This is a genomic window from Kocuria sp. CPCC 205231 (assembly GCF_040980965.1).
Classification (GTDB): Bacteria; Actinomycetota; Actinomycetes; order Actinomycetales; family Micrococcaceae; genus Kocuria; species Kocuria rosea.
Genome location: NZ_JAVKPP010000007.1, coordinates 99,476 through 117,912, shown reverse-complemented (window position 1 = coordinate 117,912; position 18,437 = coordinate 99,476). Strand labels below are relative to the sequence as shown.

16 protein-coding genes are annotated in these 18,437 nt (G+C 74.3%); 9 read left to right on the top strand and 7 right to left on the bottom strand.

All coding sequences use genetic code 11. The features are described 5' to 3' along the window. Positions 1-89 precede the first annotated feature (89 nt). From murI to RF640_RS09270, 6 genes are read left to right on the top strand one after another with little or no spacing between them, the layout of a single operon-like run. Positions 90-1,034 carry a glutamate racemase gene (murI, locus tag RF640_RS09295; protein WP_035928866.1) on the top strand — a complete coding sequence of 315 codons (945 nt, stop codon included), beginning with the start codon at positions 90-92 and terminating at the stop codon, positions 1,032-1,034. Between the two features lie 59 nt (positions 1,035-1,093). After that, positions 1,094-1,921 (top strand): MBL fold metallo-hydrolase, encoded by an 828-nt coding sequence (locus RF640_RS09290; protein WP_109243477.1) that lies wholly within the window; start codon positions 1,094-1,096, stop codon positions 1,919-1,921. Between the two features lie 56 nt (positions 1,922-1,977). After that, positions 1,978-2,763, top strand: a complete 786-nt coding sequence (gene rph, locus RF640_RS09285) for a ribonuclease PH (protein ID WP_368827570.1) — start codon at positions 1,978-1,980, stop codon at positions 2,761-2,763. Continuing rightward, entirely contained in the window at positions 2,756-3,400 is a 645-nt protein-coding gene (gene rdgB, locus RF640_RS09280) for an RdgB/HAM1 family non-canonical purine NTP pyrophosphatase (RefSeq protein WP_035928872.1), read from the top strand. Before rph ends, rdgB begins: the two co-directional genes overlap by 8 nt. 27 nt (positions 3,401-3,427) lie before the next feature. Beyond that, the gene (locus RF640_RS09275; RefSeq protein WP_035928873.1) at positions 3,428-4,300 is read left to right on the top strand and encodes a phosphotransferase family protein; all 873 of its coding nucleotides are present in this window, start codon (positions 3,428-3,430) and stop codon (positions 4,298-4,300) included. 22 nt (positions 4,301-4,322) lie between these two features. After that, positions 4,323-4,970 (top strand): 3'-5' exonuclease, encoded by a 648-nt coding sequence (locus RF640_RS09270; RefSeq protein WP_020380579.1) that lies wholly within the window; start codon positions 4,323-4,325, stop codon positions 4,968-4,970. Here the strand turns inward: RF640_RS09270 and RF640_RS09265 are convergent. Then, complete coding sequence (locus RF640_RS09265) at positions 4,939-6,063, bottom strand: ADP-ribosylglycohydrolase family protein (RefSeq protein WP_146202088.1); 1,125 nt, start codon at positions 6,061-6,063, stop codon at positions 4,939-4,941. The two genes, RF640_RS09270 and RF640_RS09265, sit on opposite strands and share 32 nt — an antisense overlap. Before the next feature lie 141 nt (positions 6,064-6,204). Between RF640_RS09265 and RF640_RS09260 the strand changes: the two genes are divergently transcribed. Both RF640_RS09260 and RF640_RS09255 read left to right on the top strand, forming a co-directional pair. Further along, the gene (locus tag RF640_RS09260; protein WP_158279206.1) at positions 6,205-7,137 is read left to right on the top strand and encodes an aquaporin; all 933 of its coding nucleotides are present in this window, start codon (positions 6,205-6,207) and stop codon (positions 7,135-7,137) included. A gap of 140 nt (positions 7,138-7,277) precedes the next feature. Further along, entirely contained in the window at positions 7,278-8,585 is a 1,308-nt protein-coding gene (locus RF640_RS09255) for a hypothetical protein (RefSeq protein WP_109222129.1), read from the top strand. A 98-nt stretch (positions 8,586-8,683) separates the two neighbouring features. Here the strand turns inward: RF640_RS09255 and RF640_RS09250 are convergent, their stop codons facing one another. The 3 genes from RF640_RS09250 to RF640_RS09240 form a co-directional block, all read right to left on the bottom strand. Then, positions 8,684-9,424 carry an MBL fold metallo-hydrolase gene (locus RF640_RS09250; protein ID WP_249033794.1) on the bottom strand — a complete coding sequence of 247 codons (741 nt, stop codon included), beginning with the start codon at positions 9,422-9,424 and terminating at the stop codon, positions 8,684-8,686. Next, positions 9,421-10,518 carry an S-(hydroxymethyl)mycothiol dehydrogenase gene (locus RF640_RS09245; protein ID WP_109222486.1) on the bottom strand — a complete coding sequence of 366 codons (1,098 nt, stop codon included), beginning with the start codon at positions 10,516-10,518 and terminating at the stop codon, positions 9,421-9,423. The genes RF640_RS09250 and RF640_RS09245 overlap by 4 nt, the downstream gene beginning before the upstream one ends. Positions 10,519-10,694: 176 nt before the next feature. Further along, the gene (locus tag RF640_RS09240; RefSeq protein ID WP_368827565.1) at positions 10,695-11,810 is read right to left on the bottom strand and encodes a YihY/virulence factor BrkB family protein; all 1,116 of its coding nucleotides are present in this window, start codon (positions 11,808-11,810) and stop codon (positions 10,695-10,697) included. A 171-nt stretch (positions 11,811-11,981) separates the two neighbouring features. On the opposite strand from RF640_RS09240, the gene RF640_RS09235 reads away from it, so the two are divergent. Further along, positions 11,982-12,806: a transglutaminase family protein gene (locus RF640_RS09235; RefSeq protein ID WP_017833226.1), complete on the top strand. Its 825-nt coding sequence runs from the start codon at positions 11,982-11,984 to the stop codon at positions 12,804-12,806. A 19-nt stretch (positions 12,807-12,825) separates the two neighbouring features. On the opposite strand, the gene RF640_RS09230 is transcribed toward RF640_RS09235, so the two are convergent. The 3 genes from RF640_RS09230 to RF640_RS09220 form a co-directional block, all read right to left on the bottom strand. Next, positions 12,826-13,284 carry a MarR family winged helix-turn-helix transcriptional regulator gene (locus tag RF640_RS09230; protein ID WP_031282916.1) on the bottom strand — a complete coding sequence of 153 codons (459 nt, stop codon included), beginning with the start codon at positions 13,282-13,284 and terminating at the stop codon, positions 12,826-12,828. Positions 13,285-13,516: 232 nt separating this feature from the next. Beyond that, complete coding sequence (locus RF640_RS09225; RefSeq protein ID WP_109222484.1) at positions 13,517-16,714, bottom strand: efflux RND transporter permease subunit; 3,198 nt, start codon at positions 16,712-16,714, stop codon at positions 13,517-13,519. A gap of 210 nt (positions 16,715-16,924) precedes the next feature. After that, positions 16,925-18,409, bottom strand: coding sequence for a malate:quinone oxidoreductase (locus tag RF640_RS09220; RefSeq protein ID WP_109222483.1), 1,485 nt, complete (start codon positions 18,407-18,409; stop codon positions 16,925-16,927). Positions 18,410-18,437 lie beyond the last annotated feature (28 nt).

The window sequence follows — 18,437 nt, the reverse complement described above, 5'->3', positions numbered from 1 at the left end:
CGCCCCGGCCGGGGGTGACGCGGCTCACGGCGGCACGGCCGCGGCGCGGTTTGGGACGGCGGCACGCCCGGGACTACGCTCTTGACGATATGCAGGATGACGACGTCTTCGGGGCCGGCGGCCGGGCCGCCCGGCGCCCCAACCCCGGTTCACCCATCGGCGTGTTCGACTCCGGGGTGGGCGGTCTCACCGTGGCCCGCGCCATCATCGACCAGCTGCCCCACGAGGAGATCGTGTACGTGGGGGACACCGCCCACGGGCCCTACGGGCCGCTGCCGATCGCCGAGGTCAGGGCGCACGCCCTGCGGATCATGGACGAGCTCGTCGACTCCGGCGTCAAGCTGCTCGTGATCGCCTGCAACACGGCGTCCGCGGCGGTGCTGCGCGACGCCCGGGAGCGCTACACCCGGGTCTACGGGATCCCGGTGGTCGAGGTCATCCAGCCGGCGGTGCGCCGGGCGGTCGCCTCGACCCGCAACGGCCGGATCGGCGTCATCGGCACGGAGGCGACGGTCGGTTCCCGCGCCTACGACGACACGTTCGCCGCCGCCCCCCACCTGCGGATCGACTCGGTGGCCTGCCCCGCGTTCGTCGACTACGTGGAGGCGGGCGTCACCACGGGGCCCGGCCTGCTGGCCACGGCCCAGGCCTACCTGGACCCGCTGCGCGAGGCCGACGTGGACACGCTGGTGCTGGGCTGCACCCACTACCCCCTGCTCACCGGCGTGATCTCCTACGTCATGGGCGACGCCGTCACGCTGGTTTCCAGCGCGGAGGAGACCGCCAAGGACGTCTACCGGGCGCTCGTCAGCCACGGGCTCGAGCGCGAGCCGGGGGTGCCGGGCGGGCCCGCCCGGCACGAGTTCCTCGCCACCGGGGACGCCGCGTCCTTCGAGGTCCTCGCCCGGCGGTTCCTGGGGCCGGAGGTCGCCCGCGTCCGGCACACCAGCTCCGTGGCGGAGCAGTACCCCACGGGCTCGCTCGCGCGGATCACCCCGGAGATGATCGGGGGAGCGGGCCCGTCCGCGCCCTGAGCAGCTCCGCGGCCGGTGCGGCCGCCGTCCCACCGGCACCTCCTGGAAGGCTCTCGCCCATGAAACTCACCATCATCGGATGCACCGGCTCCTTCGCGGGGCCGAACTCCCCGGCCTCCTGCTACCTCGTCAGCGGTGAGGACGCCGAGGGACGGACCTGGCGCATCCTGCTGGACATGGGCAACGGCGCCCTCGGGGTGCTGCAGCGCCACATCGACCTGCACGACATCGACGCCGTGCTCGTCAGCCACCTGCACCCCGACCACTGCATCGACCTGGCCGGGCTGCACGTGGCCATCAAGTGGGACCCGCGCGGCTGGGGCCGACCCCCGATCCCGCTGTGGGCGCCCACCGGCCTCCACGAGTACCTCAGCAGCACCCACGGGCTCCCCACGGAGCCCGGGATGCACGGGGAGTTCGACTTCCACACCTGGGTCCCGGAGGAGCCCGTGCGGGTGGGGCCGTTCGCGATCACGCCCTTCCGGGTGGAGCACCCCACCCCCGAGCCCTACGCCCTGCGCATCGACTACGACGGCGTCATGGGCCCCAGCACCCTGGCCTACTCGGGGGACACCGACGCGTGCGAGGGGCTCGTGCGCGCCGCGCGGGACGCCGACGTCTTCCTGTGCGAGGCCGCCTACCACGAGGGCCGCGACGACGCGCTGCGCGGCATCCACCTGACCGGCCGGCGCGCGGCGGAGGCCGCCCGGGACGCCGGGGCCCGCCAGCTGCTGCTGACGCACCTGCCGGTGTGGAACTCCCCGACGCGGGCCGTGGAGGAGGCGCAGGAGGTCTTCGCGGGACCCATCGGGGTGGCCGATCCCGCCTACACCTACCGGATCGTCCGGCGGGGGAGCGGCCGTCCCGCGGCCGCCGTCGGGCCGTGAGCCCCGCCGCCGGCGGCCGGGCCGGGCGGTCGGTGCCGCGGGGTAAGGTGGACCACATGGATTCCCCCGTCGACCAGACCGCACCGGCCCTCTCGACCTCGGGGGTGACCCGGTCGGACGGCCGTTCGCCCGGTGAGCTGCGACCCATCACGATCACCCGCGGCTGGTCCCAGCAGGCGGAGGGCTCCGCCCTCATCGAGTTCGGCAGCACCCGGGTGCTGTGCACCGCGTCCGTGACCGAGGGCGTCCCGCGCTGGCTCAAGGGGGAGGGCCGCGGCTGGGTGACCGCCGAGTACGCGATGCTCCCGCGGGCCACGTCCACCCGGTCCGCCCGCGAGTCCGTGAAGGGCAAGATCGGCGGGCGCACCCACGAGATCTCCCGGCTCATCGGCCGCTCCCTGCGCTCGGTCATCGACCTCTCCGCCCTCGGCGAGAACACCGTGGTCCTCGACTGCGACGTCCTCCAGGCCGACGGCGGCACCCGCACCGCGGCCATCACCGGCGCCTACGTGGCCCTCGCCGAGGCGATCGGGTGGGCCCGGGCCGAGGGGCTCGTCGCCCGTCGCGCGCAGCCGCTCACCGACACGGTGGCCGCCGTGTCCGTGGGCATCATCGACGGCGTGCCGATGCTGGACCTCCCGTACGTCGAGGACGTGCGGGCCGAGACCGACATGAACGTGGTGGTCACCGGGTCCGGCGACTTCGTGGAGGTGCAGGGCACCGCCGAGGGCGCCCCCTTCGACCGCGCCGAGCTGGACGCCCTGCTCGACCTCGCGCTGGCCGGCTGCGCCCAGCTCACCCAGATCCAGGTCAAGACCCTGCGCGAGGCCGGCGATGGGTGACCACCACGGCGCCCGGGTGGTGCTCGCCACGCACAACCGGGGCAAGCTCGCCGAGCTGCGGGACCTGCTCGCGCCCGCGCTGCCCGGAGCCGACGTCGAGCGGCTGGTCGTGGACGCCGCCGCGGCCGGGGCCCCCGACGTCGTCGAGGACGGCACCACCTTCGAGGCCAACGCCCTGCTCAAGGCCCGCGCCGCCACCGCCGCGACCGGGCTGATCGCCGTGGCCGACGACTCCGGCCTGGCCGTCGACGTGCTGGGCGGGGCCCCCGGGATCTTCTCCGCGCGCTGGTCCGGCCGGCACGGCGACGACGCCGCGAACCTGCGGCTGCTGCTCGCCCAGCTCTCCGACGTCCCCGACGCCCATCGCGGCGCGCAGTTCGTGTGCGCCGCCGCGCTCGTCACCCCGGACGGCCGCGAGCACGTGGAGACCGGGACGCTGCGCGGCGCCCTGCTGCGGGAGCCCGTGGGGGACGGCGGCTTCGGCTACGACCCCGTGCTGCGCCCCGACGGGTCCGACCGGACCTGCGCCGAGCTCACGCGCGCGGAGAAGAACGCCATCAGCCACCGCGGGCGCGCGATGCGGGCCCTGCTCCCGCACCTGCTGACCGCCCTCGACCCCGCCGCCGTCCCCGACTGACCCACGTCCGAACCGAGGAAGTTGACCATGCCCTGGTCGCAGCTCCACCACCTGCCGTTCGCCGGCGCCGTCGAGGCCGTGCTGCGCGAAGCCGGCATGAGCGCCGACCCCGGCCAGTGGGAGGTCCACGCCGGCGGGTCCGCCCACGTGGTGGTGAACGTGGGCCACGTGATCTCCGTGCGGATCGCCAAGAACGCCACGGTCTGCGAGCACGTCCAGCGCCGCACGGAGGTGCTGCGGAGGCTGCCCCGCTTCTCGTTCGCGACCCCGCGGCCGCTCACCGGCGTGGTGGTCTCCCACGGCTACACCGGGGTGGGCCTGACGTGGCTGCCCGGGCACCCGCACCCGCCCGGGCACGGCGACCCGGCCGTGCTGCACCGGGTGCTGACCGAGCTGGCCGAGGTCGACACCTCCGGCTTCGCGCGGTACCTCGACCGTCCCGGCCAGCACTGGGGCGGCCACCGGCGGCGGCACGTGCTGCTCGACGAGGTCATCCCGCGGCTGCTGCCCCGCAACCAGGAGGCCGCGCGGCGGGCCGTCGCCGAGCTCGCGGCGCTGCCGACCGTGGTGCCGACCCTGGTGCACGGGGACCTCATGGGGCACAACATGCTGTGGGACGGTGACGGGGACGAGCTCACGGGCATCATCGACTGGGACCACGCCTGTCTGTCCGACCCCGCGCACGACGCCGCGTCCCTCGGGCTGTGGTACGGCTGGGACACCCTGCGCGCCGCCGTCTCGGAGACCGTCTACGAGCGGGCCCGGCTGCACGCGCGCACGTTCCCGCTGCAGGCGGTCGCCTACGCGCTGCACCACGACCTCGACACCGCCCAGGTCAACCAGTCCATCGCCCGGGCCGACGACTGGATCGAGACCAACCTGCGCGGTGTCTCCGCCTGAGCGAGCGCAGTAGGCTGTTCCGGTGCCTCGTCCCGCTTCCCCCGACACGACCACCGACCGGCCCGCCGCGGATCCGTCGTCCCTCTCCTTCACCGCCATCGACTTCGAGACCGCGAACCGCTTCATCGGCTCGCCGTGCGCCGTGGGCCTCGTGCGGGTCCGCGGCGGCCGGGTGGTGGCGGAGCGCTCCGCCTACATGCGCCCGCCGCGCACCCGCGCGGACTTCGACCCCGGGAACACGCGCATCCACGGGATCACCGAGCACACGGTGGCGGGCCACCCCGGCTTCGCCGAGCTGTGGCCGCGGATCGAGGACTGGATCCTGGCCGAGGACCCCGACGAGCTCGTGGTGGCGCACAACGCGGCCTTCGACATGGGCGTGATCCGCGCCGCGTGCGCGGAGACGGACACGCGGCACGCCCCGCTGGCGTATGCGTGCAGCCTGGCGCTGGCCCGGCGCGGCTACGACCTGCCGTCCTACGCGCTGCCCCGGGCGGCCGAGGCCGCCGGGGTGCCGCTGCGCCGCCACCACGACGCCCTCGAGGACGCCCGGGCCTGCGCGGGGATCGTGGTGGACCTGGTCCACCGGGCCGGTGCGGGCACCGTCCGGGAGCTGCTCGCCGGCGCGGGACTGAACGTCAAGCGGCTGGCGGCGCCCCCACTTCCCTGAGCCAGCGCTCGGCCGTCTCCGACACCACGTCCCCGGCGTCCAGCCGGGTGCGCCACTCCGGCGGCAGCGCGGCCGTCCCGAGGGCCGCGCCCGTCACGGCGCCGGCGATCGCCCCCGCCGCGGCCGGGTGGCCGGTGCCGGCGGTGGCCAGCTCCACCGCGCGGCGGAACACGGCCTGCGGGTCCCCGGCGCCCGGGGCCTCGGCCTCCGCGCGCAGGGCCGCGCCGAGGCCGCCCGCCAGGGTCTCCGGGGCGGCCCCGCCCTCGCCGAGCAGCCGGTCGAGCGCCGCGGGGTCGGGGTCCTCCCGCATGGCGGCGCGCACGGCGTCCTCGAGCCGGGCGAGGGTCTCGGCCACCGGGCGCGTGAGGTTCCCGGCGGTCTCGCGGGCGGCGGCCACGGCGGCGGCGACCGGCCGCGGCAGGCCCTCCCGGCGGGCCCGCACGGCGGCGTGGACCACGAAGCCCTGGACGGCCGCCGCGGTCTGCGCCTCGGGGTGCCCGTGGGTCAGGGCGGCGCCGTTGATGGCCAGGGGCGCGAGCGTGCGCCAGCCGACGTGGGGGAGCAGACCGAACGGCGAGGAGCGCAGCACCGGTCCGGCGCCCTTGGCCTCCGGCTGCAGGGGGCGCTCGACCTCGCCCATCCGGCCGGAGCGGAGGGCCGCCAGCACCGTTCCGTCCGGCTCCCGCACGGCGTGCAGGACCTCGTGCTCGTCGATCGGGCGGGGCAGGGGGCGCGGCGCCTCGGCCGGGTGGCGCTCGCCCTGGGTCCCCAGCCAGCGCAGGTAGGCCAGCCACAGGCACGCGGTCTCGTCGGCGCCGTGGCCCTGGTTCGCCCACTCGACGACCTCCTGCAGGGCGTCCAGGGTGTAGAGGGTCAGCTGGGTGGCGTCGGAGATCCGCAGCACCGCGGTGCCTTCGGCGTCGGCGGGGGCGTCCGCGCCGGCCGCCGCGGAGCGGGAGCGCGGACCGGAGCTCGCGCGGCCGCCCAGCGCGTCCCCGAGGGCTCCGCCCAGCAGGGCCGCGCGCACGGAGTCGGCGTACTCGGGCCAGGCGGGGTCGAGGCCGGCGTCGGGCGAGAGCAGGGGTGCGGGCATGCGGTCAGTGTAGTCGGCGGCCGACACGGCCCGGGGCGGTTCAACCGCCCTTCAGGTCACTGTGGTTGCATGGCACGGGCGCCCGGCGCCCCGCCGGCACGGCACCCCCACCGTGCCGCCCCGATCCCTGAGGAGAAATCCATGAGTCACCACGTTCCCGGCACCACCGCGCGCCCCGGCGCCGACGGCGCCGACAGCGCCGTCCACGACGGCGCCGCCCCCGGCACGGCGGGCCTCGCGGCGCCCGTGCCCGTCGCCGCGCGCAAGGACACCGTGCCCGCCGGCGCCCCGGAGGCCGCGTCCGCGCCGGCCCAGTGGGCCGCCGAGTTCGCAGGGACGGCGCTGCTGGTCTTCGCCGGGCTGGGCACGGGCATGTTCGCCACCGAGGTCATCGACTCCGCGCTCGGCTTCGGTCTCGGCCTGGTCGCCGCGATCGTCGCCTTCGGGCACGTCTCCGGGGGGCACTTCAACCCCGCGGTGACGCTCGCCGCGGTCGTGGCCGGGCGCACGCCCGCACGGGCCGCGATCGGCTACGTGGTGGCCCAGGTGCTCGGCGCCCTGGCCGCGGCCGGCGTGCTGTGGGCGGTGCTCATCAGCCTGCTCGACTCCTCGACCACCGCGCAGGTCCTCGGCGCGGTCTCCAACGGCTTCGGGGAGAACTCCACCTCCCAGGCCGGGTGGACCACCGTGCTGCTCGTCGAGTTCGTGGCGACCGCCCTGTTCGCCCTCGTGGTCCTGGGCTCCACCGCGCCGCGGGCCAACGCGGTGCTCGCCCCCGTGGCCATCGGTGCGGCCCTCGCGTTCCTGCTCACGATCACCGCGCCGTTCGACGGCGGGTCGCTGAACCCCGCCCGCTCGACCGGCGCCGCCGTGGTCGCCGGCGCCGGCCACCTGGGCCAGCTGTGGCTGTTCTGGGTGGCCCCGCTGCTCGGCGGCCTCGTGGCCGGTCTGGTCCACCGCTCGGCGACGCTCTCCCGGCCGCGCCGCGGCGCCGGGGCGCCCGCCGCGGAGGAGGACGCCCCGGCAGCGGAGGCGACGCCCGCCGCGTCCGCCGCGCCGGTCCGGGAGCGGTGAGCCCGCGGCCCTGCCGGGTCCGGCAGGGCCGCCGGATCCTCCGCCCGCCTGCGGGGGACCGACGCTTTCCGTCATCCTCCGGACGGCGGGGCTAGGCTGGTCCGTGCCCGGCCGCCGTCGGGAGGATGCGGAGGTACCTCGTGAGCAGTGCGCGCGCCGCCGAGCCCCTCGGGGGTTTCAGCACGGCCGCCCGCTCGCCCCTGGCCGACTCCCGGGAGCTCGCCGCCGTCAGCGGCGCGCTGTACCCCGTGCTGACCCTGCTCCTGCGGCTGCCCCAGACCATGGTGCCCCTCGGCGTGCTGACCACGGTGGCGCTGATCTCCGGGTCCCCGGCGCTGGGCGCCTTCTGCGCCGCCGCCGTGACGTTCGGCTCGGCGGTGTGCGGGCTGGCCATGGGCGCGGCCGCCTCGTGGCGCCGGCGCCAGCTCGGCCTGGTGCTGCTCACCCTCGTGAACCCGCTGGTGGTGTGGTGGCTCGTGCGCCGGCTCCCGGACCTCGCCGCCGACCCCGGGGCGGCCCCCGCCCAGCTGGTGCTCCCGTGCCTGCTCGCCGGGCTCGTGCTGCCGCAGATGGGCGTGGCGTGCCGGCTGCGCTGGTGGTCCCTGCTGCGCCGGGACTCCCGGGAGGACCTCTTCGACACCGCGCTGCGCCACGAGAGCGTCATGGACTCGCTGGCCACCGTCCTGGCGGCCGCGGTGACCGGGCTCGTGGCCGTGACCCTCGGGCCGGTGGCCGTGCTGGTGCTCGCGGCCACCCTGACCCTCGTGGGCACCACCGTGTTCCTGCTGCACTGCTCGGCCCGCCTGCCGCGGGGGCTCGTCCACGTCCTGCCGCCCGTCGCGGCCGCACCGAACCGGGCGGCCCGCAACCGCCGCCGCCGGGCGCGGCAGCTCCGGCTGCTCCCCGTGCTGGGGATGGGGGCGCTGGGGGCCCTCGTGGGGTCGACCCTGGGAGCGGTCCTCGTCTTCGCGACCGCCGTGGACGCGGTGGTCTCGGTCAGCTGGCTGTACGCGGTCTCGGGGTTCACCTCGGCGCTGGCCGCGGTGGCCGCGTCCGCCCGCACCGAAGAGCTGCGGCTGTGGAACCGCTGGGTGGCGGCGGCCGCCGGGGCCGTGCTCGCCGCGATGCTCCTGACCATCCCGGACGACTCCGCGGGGATGGTGGTCGTGCTGGCGCTGGCCGGGCTGACCACCGGCCCGTGCCTGGTGGCGGTCTACGAGATCGCCCGGCTCGTGGCCCCGAGCTCCCGGGTCACGGCCCTGACCACCGTCATGACCGCGGTGATGAGCGTGGGGCTGACCGGGGGGCTCGCCCTGTCCGGGTGGTGGGGGGAGTCCTGGGGCTACCGGAGCGCCGCACTGGTGCCGGTGCTCGCCGCGGCGGTCCTGCTGGCCACGGCCCTGACCTTCGTGCACCGCTGGCGGCGCATCGGTCCCGGGGACCTCTGAGCCCACCGGGGCCGGGACCGGGGCGGCAGGGGGGGGGGCACCGCCGTCCCGGGCCACCCGCCGGGCCCGGGAGCCGCGGCGGGTGGCCGGGGTCGCGGTCAGTGGCCGCGGTCGATCCACTCCTGCAGGTGCGGGGCCTCCGCACCGATCGTAGTGGTGTCCCCGTGCCCGGTGAGCACCTCCGTGGACTCGGGCAGCGTCAGCAGCCGCTCGCGGATGGAGTCCACGATCGTGGGGAAGTCCGACCAGGACCGGCCGGTGGCGCCGGGACCGCCCTGGAACAGGGTGTCCCCGGAGAACAGCACCCCGCCCTCGCCCAGTTCCGGCGCCCAGAAGCACACGGACCCGGGGGAGTGGCCCGGGGTGTGCAGCACGGTGAGGGTCGTCCCCGCCACGGTGAACTCGTCCCCGTCGGCGATCGGCGCGTCGAAGGGCGTCTTCGGGTAGACCTGCTCCCACAGCACCGTGTCCTCCGGGTGCAGGTGGATCGTCCCGCCCACCTGCCCGGCCACCTCCTTGACGGAGCGGATGTGGTCGTCGTGGGCGTGGGTGAGCAGGACCGCGGTCACCGTGCGCCCGGCGACGGCCTCCACCACCGCGGCGGGGTCGTGGGCCGGGTCGATCACCACGCACTCGTCGTCGTCGCCCACGATCCACACGTTGTTCTCGACGTCCCAGGTCCCGCCGTCGAGGGAGAACGTCCCGGAGGTGACCAGCCGGTCGATGCGGGCCCGGCCGGCGTCCTCGGCGGGCCGCACCGGGACGGCGCCGCGGTCGGCGGGGTGGGCGCGCTCCCGGTCGGGCAGGGCCTCGCCGTCGTGGCCGTCGACGGCGCTCATCGGTCGAGCTCCACGACGGAGCGCAGCACCTTGCCGGCGGTCATCCGCTCGAAGGCGGGCTCGACGTCCTCGATCCCGATCCGTTCGGTGACGAAGCCGTCGAGGTCCAGCCGGCCCAGCCGGTACTGGTCCACCAGCATCGGGAAGTCCCGGTTCGGCAGGGTGTCGCCGTACCATGCGGACTTGATGGACCCGCCGCGGCCGAAGACCTCGTCCAGCGGGATCTCCCACGTGGTGCCGGGGGCGGGCACGCCCACCAGGACCAGCCGTCCGGCGAGATCGCGGGCCTCGAAGGCCTGCTGGAAGGTCGCGGCGACGCCCACGGCGTCGACCACGACGTCGGCGCCGTGCCCGCCCGTGAGCTCCTGGATCGCCGCGACGGGGTCCTGCTCCTTCGAGTTCACCGTGTGGGTGGCGCCGAACTTCTGCGCCGTGGCGAGCTTCTCGTCGTCGAGGTCCACGGCGATGATCGTGGTGGCCCCGGCGAGCTGGGCCCCGGCGATCGCCGCGGTGCCGACGCCGCCGCAGCCGATCACGGCCACGGACTCCCCGCGCCGGACGTTCGCGGTGTTGAGGACGGCGCCGATGCCGGCCATCACGCCGCAGCCGAGCAGGCCGACCGCGGCGTACTGGTGGTCCTCGAGCTCGCCCTCGATCTTGGTGCACTGCCCGGCGGCGACCAAGGTCTTCTCGGCGAACGCCCCGACGCCCAGGGCGGGGGAGAGCTCCGTGCCGTCGGTGAGCGTCATCTTCTGGGTGGCGTTGTGGGTGGCGAAGCAGTACCAGGGCTCGCCCCTGCGGCAGGCCCGGCACTCCCCGCACACGGCGCGCCAGTTGAGGATGACCTTGTCCCCGACGGCGACCTCGGTGACGCCCTCGCCGACCGCGGTGACCACGCCGGAGGCCTCGTGGCCGAGCAGGTAGGGGTAGTCGTCGCCCACGGCGCCGACCTTGTAGTGCAGGTCGGTCTGGCAGACCCCGCAGGTGAGGACGTCCACGAGCGCCTCCCCGGGCCCGGGGTCCGGGACGAGAATCGTCTCGAGGGTGGCTGGTGCGTTCTTCGCCGTGACGACGACGGCTCTGACCTCGTGCATGAGTGGGACCTTCCTGCGGACGACGTGACGGTTCCGGTCCGGAACACCGCTCCCCAGTCTAGGGAAGGACGCCGGGGGCGCGCGGTGCGGCGCCGGAGCGCGGCGGCCACGGTCCGGGCACGACGAAGCGGCGGACCCGTGGATCAGCACCACGGGTCCGCCGCCGGGGTCGGCCGTCAGCTCCTGCCGGAGGCCTTGTCGGCGTCCTTCCCGGAGTCGTCCGAGGAGTAGTCGAGGTGCTCGTGCTCGAGGCGCAGCTTCCGCCCCTGGTCGACGAGCTTCTCCTCCTTCTTCTCCTTCTTGTCGACCTGACGGGTGTCGCGCGGCGGGAGCTGGATGGACTCCTCCGCCTTGATCCCGCCCTGCAGCTGGCGGCCGCGCTCGACCTCGGCGTCGATCTCGGCGCCCAGCAGCAGCACGTTGTTGATGATCCACAGACCGAGCAGCAGGACGATGACGGAGCCGATGATGCCGTAGGTCGCGTCGTAGGACGCGAAGTTGCTCACGTACCAGGTGAAGGCCAGAGCGGCCACGGCCGCCACGACCAGGGCGACGATCGACCCCATGCTGATCCAGCGGAACTTGGGCTGCTGGACGTTGGGCGTGAAGTAGTAGAGCACCGCGATGAGCAGGACGGCGAGGATGACGACGACCGGCCACTTGGCGATGTTCCACACCATCACGGCCGTGGTGCCGAGCCCCACGAGGTCGCCCACCCACTGGGCGATGCCCCCGGAGATCAGCACCATGAGCATGATCAGCACCACGATGAGGACCAGCATCAGCGTGACGAGGAGGTTCATGGGCCGCAGCTTCCAGATGGGCCGGCCCTCCTCGACCTCGTAGATGCGGTTCATGGCCCGGCCGAAGGCCCCCGTGTAGCCGGAGGCGGTCCACAGCGCGCCGACGATGCCGACGACGAGGGCGAGCCCGGCGCCGGTGCCGGAGGTGAGGTTGTTGATGGGATCCTCGAGCAGGGTCACGAGCTCGGGCGGGGCCGCGCCCTCGAGGAACCCGGTGATCGCCTGGGTGGTGGCCTGCCCCTGGCCGAAGACGCCGAGCAGGGAGACGATGGCGAGCAGTGCGGGGAAGAGGGAGAGCACCGCGAAGTACGTCAGGGACGCGGCGAGGTCGGTGCAGTCGTCCTTGGAGAACTCGGAGATCGCACGCTTGACCACGTAGCCCCACGAGGGCTTGCTGATCTCGGTGGGACTGTCCGGCTTGCGGGGATCCTCGGGATCCGGTGCGGTGCGCTCCTTGGAGCGGCTGTCCTGGGTGGTGTCCTGGGCCATGCTGCGTCCTTCGCGGTCGGCCGCCGGGTGCAGCGCGCGGGCTCCGGCCGGCGGCGGGGCGTGTGGGGGATGTCTCGTGGATCAGTGTACTGATGAATCGCCCCCGTGAGCCACAATGGAGCGGACGGGCCACCGGTCCGCCGCACATTCCCCCCGACCAGGAGGCCCTTCGTGCCCACCACCCGGCGCACCGTTTCCGCGGAGGTCGACTTCGCCTCGGAGACCGACCACCTGGCGGTCTTCTCCCTCGCGGCCGCCCGCCCCGGCGGAGGCGCCCGCCCCGGCGAGCACCTGAGCCTGCGCGTGGACGGGACCGAGGTCGCGCTCGAGGAGGCGGAGGACCTGCACGGCACGCGGCTGCACCTGGCCCGGGTGCCGGGCGGCACGCAGTGCACGGTGTCCTATGCCCTGGAGCTGGACGGCCCGGCGGGGTCACCGCCTCCGGAGGAGCCGGTCGACTTCGTCCGCTACACCCGGCCCAGTCGGTTCTGCCCCTTCGACGAGATGGCCGGCACCCCCGACGCCCTCTTCCCCGGGGCCCGCGGCGGCGGCTACGAGACGCTCCAGCGGGTGCGGGACTGGGTGCACGAGCACCTGGACTACGTGGTCGGCTCCTCGACGGCCACCGACACCGCGGTGCACACGTTCCTCACCCGGCAGGGCGTGTGCAGGGACTACGCCCACCTGCTCATCACCCTGCTGCGGGGACTCGGGGTGCCGGCGCGGCTCGCGTCGGTCTACGCGCCCGGGCTGTCCCCCATGGACTTCCACGCGGTGGTCGAGGCCTGGCACGACGGCGCCTGGTACGTCCTCGACGCCACCGGGCTCGCCCCGCGCACGGAGTTCGTGCGCATCGCGACGGGCGCGGACGCCTCCGAGACGGCGTTCCTGACCACGCTCCAGGGGGAGATCACGCTGGGCGGGATGCGGGTGTCCGCGGAGTCCTCCGTCCCCGGCCGCGAGGACCCGGGAGCCAGGGTCGTCCTCCCGCTGTAGCGCGGCGGGGGAGCGCGGCTCAGAGCTCGTTGACGGCTTCCCGCAGGCGGTCGGCGAGCCGGGTCAGGATGCGCAGCTCCTCCGGGTCCAGGCCCGCGGACATCAGTTCGTGCACGTGCACCCGGAACTGCTCGGCGATCTGCACCTGCATCTGCCGGCCCCGGTCGGTCAGCCGGATCCGCAGCCCCCGCAGGTCCTGCGGGTCCTGCCAGCGGTGCACCAGCCCCTTGAGCTCGAGACGCTCCAGCATCCGGCTGAGGCTCGACTGGGTGAGCAGCACGTACTCGTTGAGCTCGTTGAGCCTCATGCCGGCCTCGTCGGAGCGGGAGAGGTTGAAGAGGACGTCGTACTCGCGGGCGGAGAGCTCCGCGAACTCGGGTTGGCGCTGGAGACGCCGCATGACCGTCACCTGGGCCCTGAAGAGGGCCTCCCAGGCGTCGGCGCTGTTCTGCACACGATCTGTTTCTCTGCGGGTCACAGGATAATGCTACGGCCCGGTTACATCGGTGCACCGGGCCCCGGTGTCCCCCCTTTCGGGGGATGCCTCCCGGGGGCTCCCCGCACGCCGCCCGCTCCACAGCACCGAATCCCCCTGTGACCAGCGGCGATGATACCTTCTGCACCCTGCGGACGGGGAGTGACCGGGGTGCGCCCGCGAGTGTTTTCAGAAGCAAACGTCCACGAAAGAGCGCACGGTGACGAGTGTCACGTCACCTTCCGCGGGCGCCGCGCCCCGGGGCCGCGGCCAGCGCCGCGATCCGCTCCTCCCGGCGCCGGAGCCGCGCCTCCTTGCGCGCCTCGACGAGCCGGTACAGCACCGGCACGAGCACCAGGGTCAGCAGGGTCGAGGAGATCAGCCCGCCGATCACCACGACCGCCAGCGGCTGGGAGATGAAGCTGCCCTGCCCGGTGATGCCCAGCGCCATGGGCGTCATCGCCAGGATGGTCGCCAGGGCCGTCATCACGATGGGGCGCAGCCGGCGGGTCGCCCCCTTCTCGATGGCCTCCTCCAGGTCCATGCGGTGCTCCCGGCCCCGGTACTGGTTGATGAGGTCGATCAGCACGACCGCGTTGGTCACCACGATGCCCACGAGCATCAGCACGCCCACCAGCGAGGCGAGGCCCAGCGGCACCCCGGAGGCCAGCAGCGCGAGCACCGCGCCCGTCGCCGCGAAGGGGATCGAGACCAGCAGGACCAGCGGCTGGACGAGGGACTTGAAGGTCGCCACGAGCACCACGTAGACGATCGCGATCGCGGCGAGCACGGCGAGGCCCAGCTGCCGGAACGTGGTCTCCTGCTCCGTGGCGGCCCCGCCCAGCTCGGCCGCCGCGCCCTGCGGCAGGTCCAGGCCCGCGAGCGCGTCCCGGACCTCCCCGCTCGTGGCGCCGAGGTCGTCGCCGCCCGGGGTGACGGCCACGGTGGCGGTGCGCTGGTCGTTGCTCGAGGTGATGGTCTCGACCGTGAGCGCCTCCTCGACCTCGGCCAGCTCGTCGAGGCGGACGGTCCCGCCCGCGGCCGGCACCGGCAGGGCCCGCAGCGCCTCGAGGTCCTCGACGGCGCGGCCCTCGCCGATCGTCACCGCCACCGAGTCGGCGTCCAGGTCGATGGACCCGGCGGGGAGGGGGTTCACGGTGCCGGCGAGCGCCCCCGTGACCTGCTCCTCGCTCAGGCCGCGGGCGGCGGCGGCCGCCCGGTCGACCGTGACCACGACGGTGGGCTGGGTGGCGGCCAGGTTGCTCGTGACCTGCCCCGCGGAGTCGAGCTCCCGCATGGCCCGCACCACGGCGTCGTCGGCCTCCGCCAGCGTCGCCTGGTCCGTGGCGGTGACGGAGATCTCGACGTCGTTGCTCGTGAAGCCCTGGGCGCCCCGCACCGAGAACTCGCCGGCGCCGTCCAGCCGGTCCAGGCGCTCGCCGACGGTGCGGCGCAGCCGCTCCTGGTCGACCGCGGCGTCCGTCGTCACGGAGAACGTGGCGCTGTTGGTGCCGCTGCCGGGCAGGAACGCGGAGAAGCCGCCGCCGGGGCCCATGGTGACCTGGACGTCCTCGATGCCCTCGGTCCAGTCGAGCACCTCCTCGGCGCGGCCCGCCTGCTCGGAGGTCACCGCGAGCGCGGTGCCGGGCGGCAGGTCCTGTTCGATCGTCATGGTGTTCTGCCCGGTGTCCCCGAGCAGGTTGGTGGGCAGCACCGGCAGCAGGGCGGCCGTGCCGCCGAGGATCAGGACGCTCACCCCGAGGGTGGCCCACGGGTGGCGCTGCGTGCCGCGCAGGACCGGCAGGTAGCCCTGGGCCAGCCGGGGCGGCGTCCCGGCCGCGGCGCCGGGCGGGGGACCGGCCGTGCCGTCGGCCCAGGGGGCGGGGCGCCCCGCCGGCGCCCGGCGGGCCCGCCGCGCGAGGCGGGGGTCCCGGAGGAACCAGAACGCCAGCACGGGCACGATGGTCAGGGACACCACGAGCGAGGACAGCAGCGCGATGGTCGTGGTCAGGGCGAAGGGCCGGAACAGCTCGCCGGTCACGTCCCCCACGAACGCGATGGGCACGAACACCGCGACCGTGATGAGGGTGGAGGCGGTGATCGCCCCCGCGACCTCGCGCACGGCGGTGAGGATGGCCCGGCGCTTCGCGTTGGCGGGGTCGGTGCTCAGGTCGACCGTCCCGTAGTGGCGCTTGATGTTCTCGATCACCACGATCGAGTCGTCCACGACCCGCCCCACGGACAGGGTGATGGCCGCGAGGGTCAGCAGGTTCAGCGAGTAGCCCAGGGCGTTGATCCCGATGAACGTGGCGAGCAGGGACAGCGGGATGGAGATCGCGGTGACCAGGGTCGAGCGCAGCGACGCCAGGAACACCAGGATCACGAGCACGGCGAACGCGAGCCCCAGGAGACCCTCGACCGTGAGGTCCTCGATCGACTGCTCGATGTAGGGGGCCTGGTCGAAGACCGCCGTGATCTCGGCGCCGTTGCCGAGGTCCTCCTCGAGCTCGGGGATCATCTCGCCGACCGCCTGGGAGATCCCGACCGTGTCCCCGTCCGGGGTCTTGGTGACGGACAGGGCGAGCGTCGGGGCCCCGTTGGTGCGGGTGATCGAGGTCTGCTCCTGCTCGGCGAGCTCCACGGCGGCCACGGCGCCCACCGTGGTGGGCTCGGCGCCATCGGGCGCGTCCTCGGGGAGGGGCAGCGGGACGTTCTCCACGGCCTCGAGGGAGTCGAGCGGGGAGCCGGCCTGGACGGGCAGGGTCGTGGCCCCGTCGTCCACGGTGCCCACGGGCACCAGCCCGCCGCTCTCCTCCAGCGCGGTGCGGATGTCCGCGGGCGTGGCGCCCGCCCGGGCGAGGTCGGCGCGGTCCGGCAGGATCGAGACGACCTGCTCGGGGGCGCCGCTGACCTCGGCGGAGCGCACGCCCTCGATCCGCTGCAGGTCCGGGACCGTGAGCCGTTCCAGGTCGGCGGCGAGCGGGCTGAGGTCCTCGTCGGAGGACACGGCGAGGAAGACGATGGGGAAGTCGGCGACGGAACCGGCGAACGCGGTGGGCTCGACGTCGTCGGGCAGCTGGGTGCGCACGTTGGAGATCGCCCGTTCCACCTGGTTGCGGGCCCGGTCCAGGTCGGTGCCGTACTCGAAGCCGAGCCGGATCTCGGACAGCCCGCTGCGCGAGGTGGACGTCGAGCTCTCGAGGCCCTCCACGATGTTGAGCGCCCGCTCCAGGGGCCGGCCCACCTGCTCGTCGACGACCTCTGCGGACGCGCCGGGCATCGCCGAGACCACGCTGATGGCGGGGATCTCCAGGGACGGGATGAGCTCCTGCTTCATGGAGCGCATGCTGAGCACCCCGAAGAGGGCGACGAACAGCGTGATGAGCACGATCAGGGCGCGGTTGGCCATCGACGCGCGGGCGAGGAGAAACACTCGTGCTCCTTGGGGAGGGATGGGCGAGGGCGTCCCGGCCGGGCCGGGACGCACGCCCCTCAGCGTACCGCCGCCTGCCGACAGGTCACCCGGGCTTCCCGGGCCGGGGGGCCGGGGCGGACCGGACGACGACGAGGCCCCGGACCGGCCGGTCCGGGGCCTCGTCGCGCGGGCACCGCGGCGTGCGGCGCGGTGCCCGTCCGGGCGGTGTCAGTTGATGCCGAGCACCTGGGCGGTGCGGCCCATGACCTCGTCCGCGAGCTGCGGGTTGTCGTTGAGCTTCGCGCCGTAGGAGGGGATGAGCTCCTTGATCCGCGGCTCCCACCCGGACATCCGCGCCGGGAAGGACTTCGCCAGGAGGTTGAGCATGATGGGCACCGCGGTGGACGCGCCGGGGGAGGCTCCCAGCAGGCCGGCGATGGAGCCGTCCGCGGCGGTGATCAGCTCGGTGCCGAACTGGAGCACGCCGCCCTTCTGCTTGTCCCGCTTCATGACCTGCACGCGCTGGCCGGCCTCGATCAGCTCCCACTGCGAGCCGTCGGCGGTCGGGTAGAACTGCTGCAGCGCCTCGACCCGCTGGCCCTTGGACTTGGCCAGCTCGCTCAGCAGGTACTTCACGAGATCCAGGTTGGCCAGGCCCGCGCGGGTCATCGGGTAGAGGTTGTGCGGGCGCACGGACAGGGGCAGGTCCAGGTAGGACCCCTGCTTCAGGAAGTTGGGCTTGAACCCGCCGTAGGGGCCGAACAGCAGCGCGCGCCGCCCGTGCTCGTAGCGGGTGTCCAGGTGCGGGACGGACATGGGCGGGGCGCCCACGGAGGCCTGGCCGTAGACCTTGGCGTTGTGCTGGGCCGCCACGTCCTCGTCGGAGTTGCGCAGCCACAGGCCGGAGACCGGGAACCCGCCGTAGCCCTTGGCCTCCCGGATGCCGGACTTCTGCAGCAGCGGCAGGGCGCCGCCGCCGGCCCCCACGAACACGAACTTCGCGCGCACGAGCCGGTCGCCCTCGGTGTTGAGGCGGTTCTTGACCCTCGCCACCCAGGTGCCGTCGCCCTGCCGGTCGAGGTCCGTGACCTGCTGGCCGTAGCGCACCTCCCCGCCCCGGGCCTGCAGGTGGGCGACCTGCTGCCGGGTCAGCTCGCCGAAGTCGACGTCGGTGCCCTCGGGGGACCAGGAAGCCGCCACGCGACCCGCGCCGCGGCCGTGCATGGTCAGCGGCGCCCACTCCGCGATCTTCTCACGGTCCTCGGTGTACTCCATGCGCTCGAAGAGCTTGTTCGGCTGCAGGGCCTCCCAGCGGCGGCGCAGGTAGTCGCTGTGCGCGTCGCCGAAGACGAGGGACATGTGCGGCACCGGGTTGATGAAGGAGCCGGGCTCGCGCAGCTTGCCCTCCGACACGAGAGAGGCCCAGAACTGGCGGGAGAGCTGGAACTGCTCGTTGATGCCGAGCGACTTCTCCGGGCTCACGGACCCGTCGGCGGCCTGGGGCGCGTAGTTGAGCTCGCAGAGCGCGGAGTGGCCGGTGCCGGCGTTGTTCCAGACGTTGGAGCTCTCCGCGCCCACCTGGTCGAGGCGCTCGAGCATCGTGATGTCCCACTGCGGCTCGAGCTCCTTGAGGAACACGCCGAGGGTGGCGCTCATGATGCCTCCGCCGATCAGGAGGACGTCGGTCGATTCCGTTGTCTGAGGTGATGTCACAGTCGATGCTCCCGTTGAACGCCCGGCG

Coding starts and splice junctions, on each gene's coding strand:
- rdgB (WP_035928872.1), top strand. CDS start 2,756: ATGGGTGACCACCACGGCGCCCGGGTGGTGCTCGCCACGCACAACCGG.
- RF640_RS09265 (WP_146202088.1), bottom strand. CDS start 6,063: ATGCCCGCACCCCTGCTCTCGCCCGACGCCGGCCTCGACCCCGCCTGG.
- rph (WP_368827570.1), top strand. CDS start 1,978: ATGGATTCCCCCGTCGACCAGACCGCACCGGCCCTCTCGACCTCGGGG.
- RF640_RS09260 (WP_158279206.1), top strand. CDS start 6,205: ATGAGTCACCACGTTCCCGGCACCACCGCGCGCCCCGGCGCCGACGGC.
- RF640_RS09240 (WP_368827565.1), bottom strand. CDS start 11,810: ATGGCCCAGGACACCACCCAGGACAGCCGCTCCAAGGAGCGCACCGCA.
- murI (WP_035928866.1), top strand. CDS start 90: ATGCAGGATGACGACGTCTTCGGGGCCGGCGGCCGGGCCGCCCGGCGC.
- RF640_RS09245 (WP_109222486.1), bottom strand. CDS start 10,518: ATGCACGAGGTCAGAGCCGTCGTCGTCACGGCGAAGAACGCACCAGCC.
- RF640_RS09250 (WP_249033794.1), bottom strand. CDS start 9,424: ATGAGCGCCGTCGACGGCCACGACGGCGAGGCCCTGCCCGACCGGGAG.
- RF640_RS09275 (WP_035928873.1), top strand. CDS start 3,428: ATGCCCTGGTCGCAGCTCCACCACCTGCCGTTCGCCGGCGCCGTCGAG.
- RF640_RS09290 (WP_109243477.1), top strand. CDS start 1,094: ATGAAACTCACCATCATCGGATGCACCGGCTCCTTCGCGGGGCCGAAC.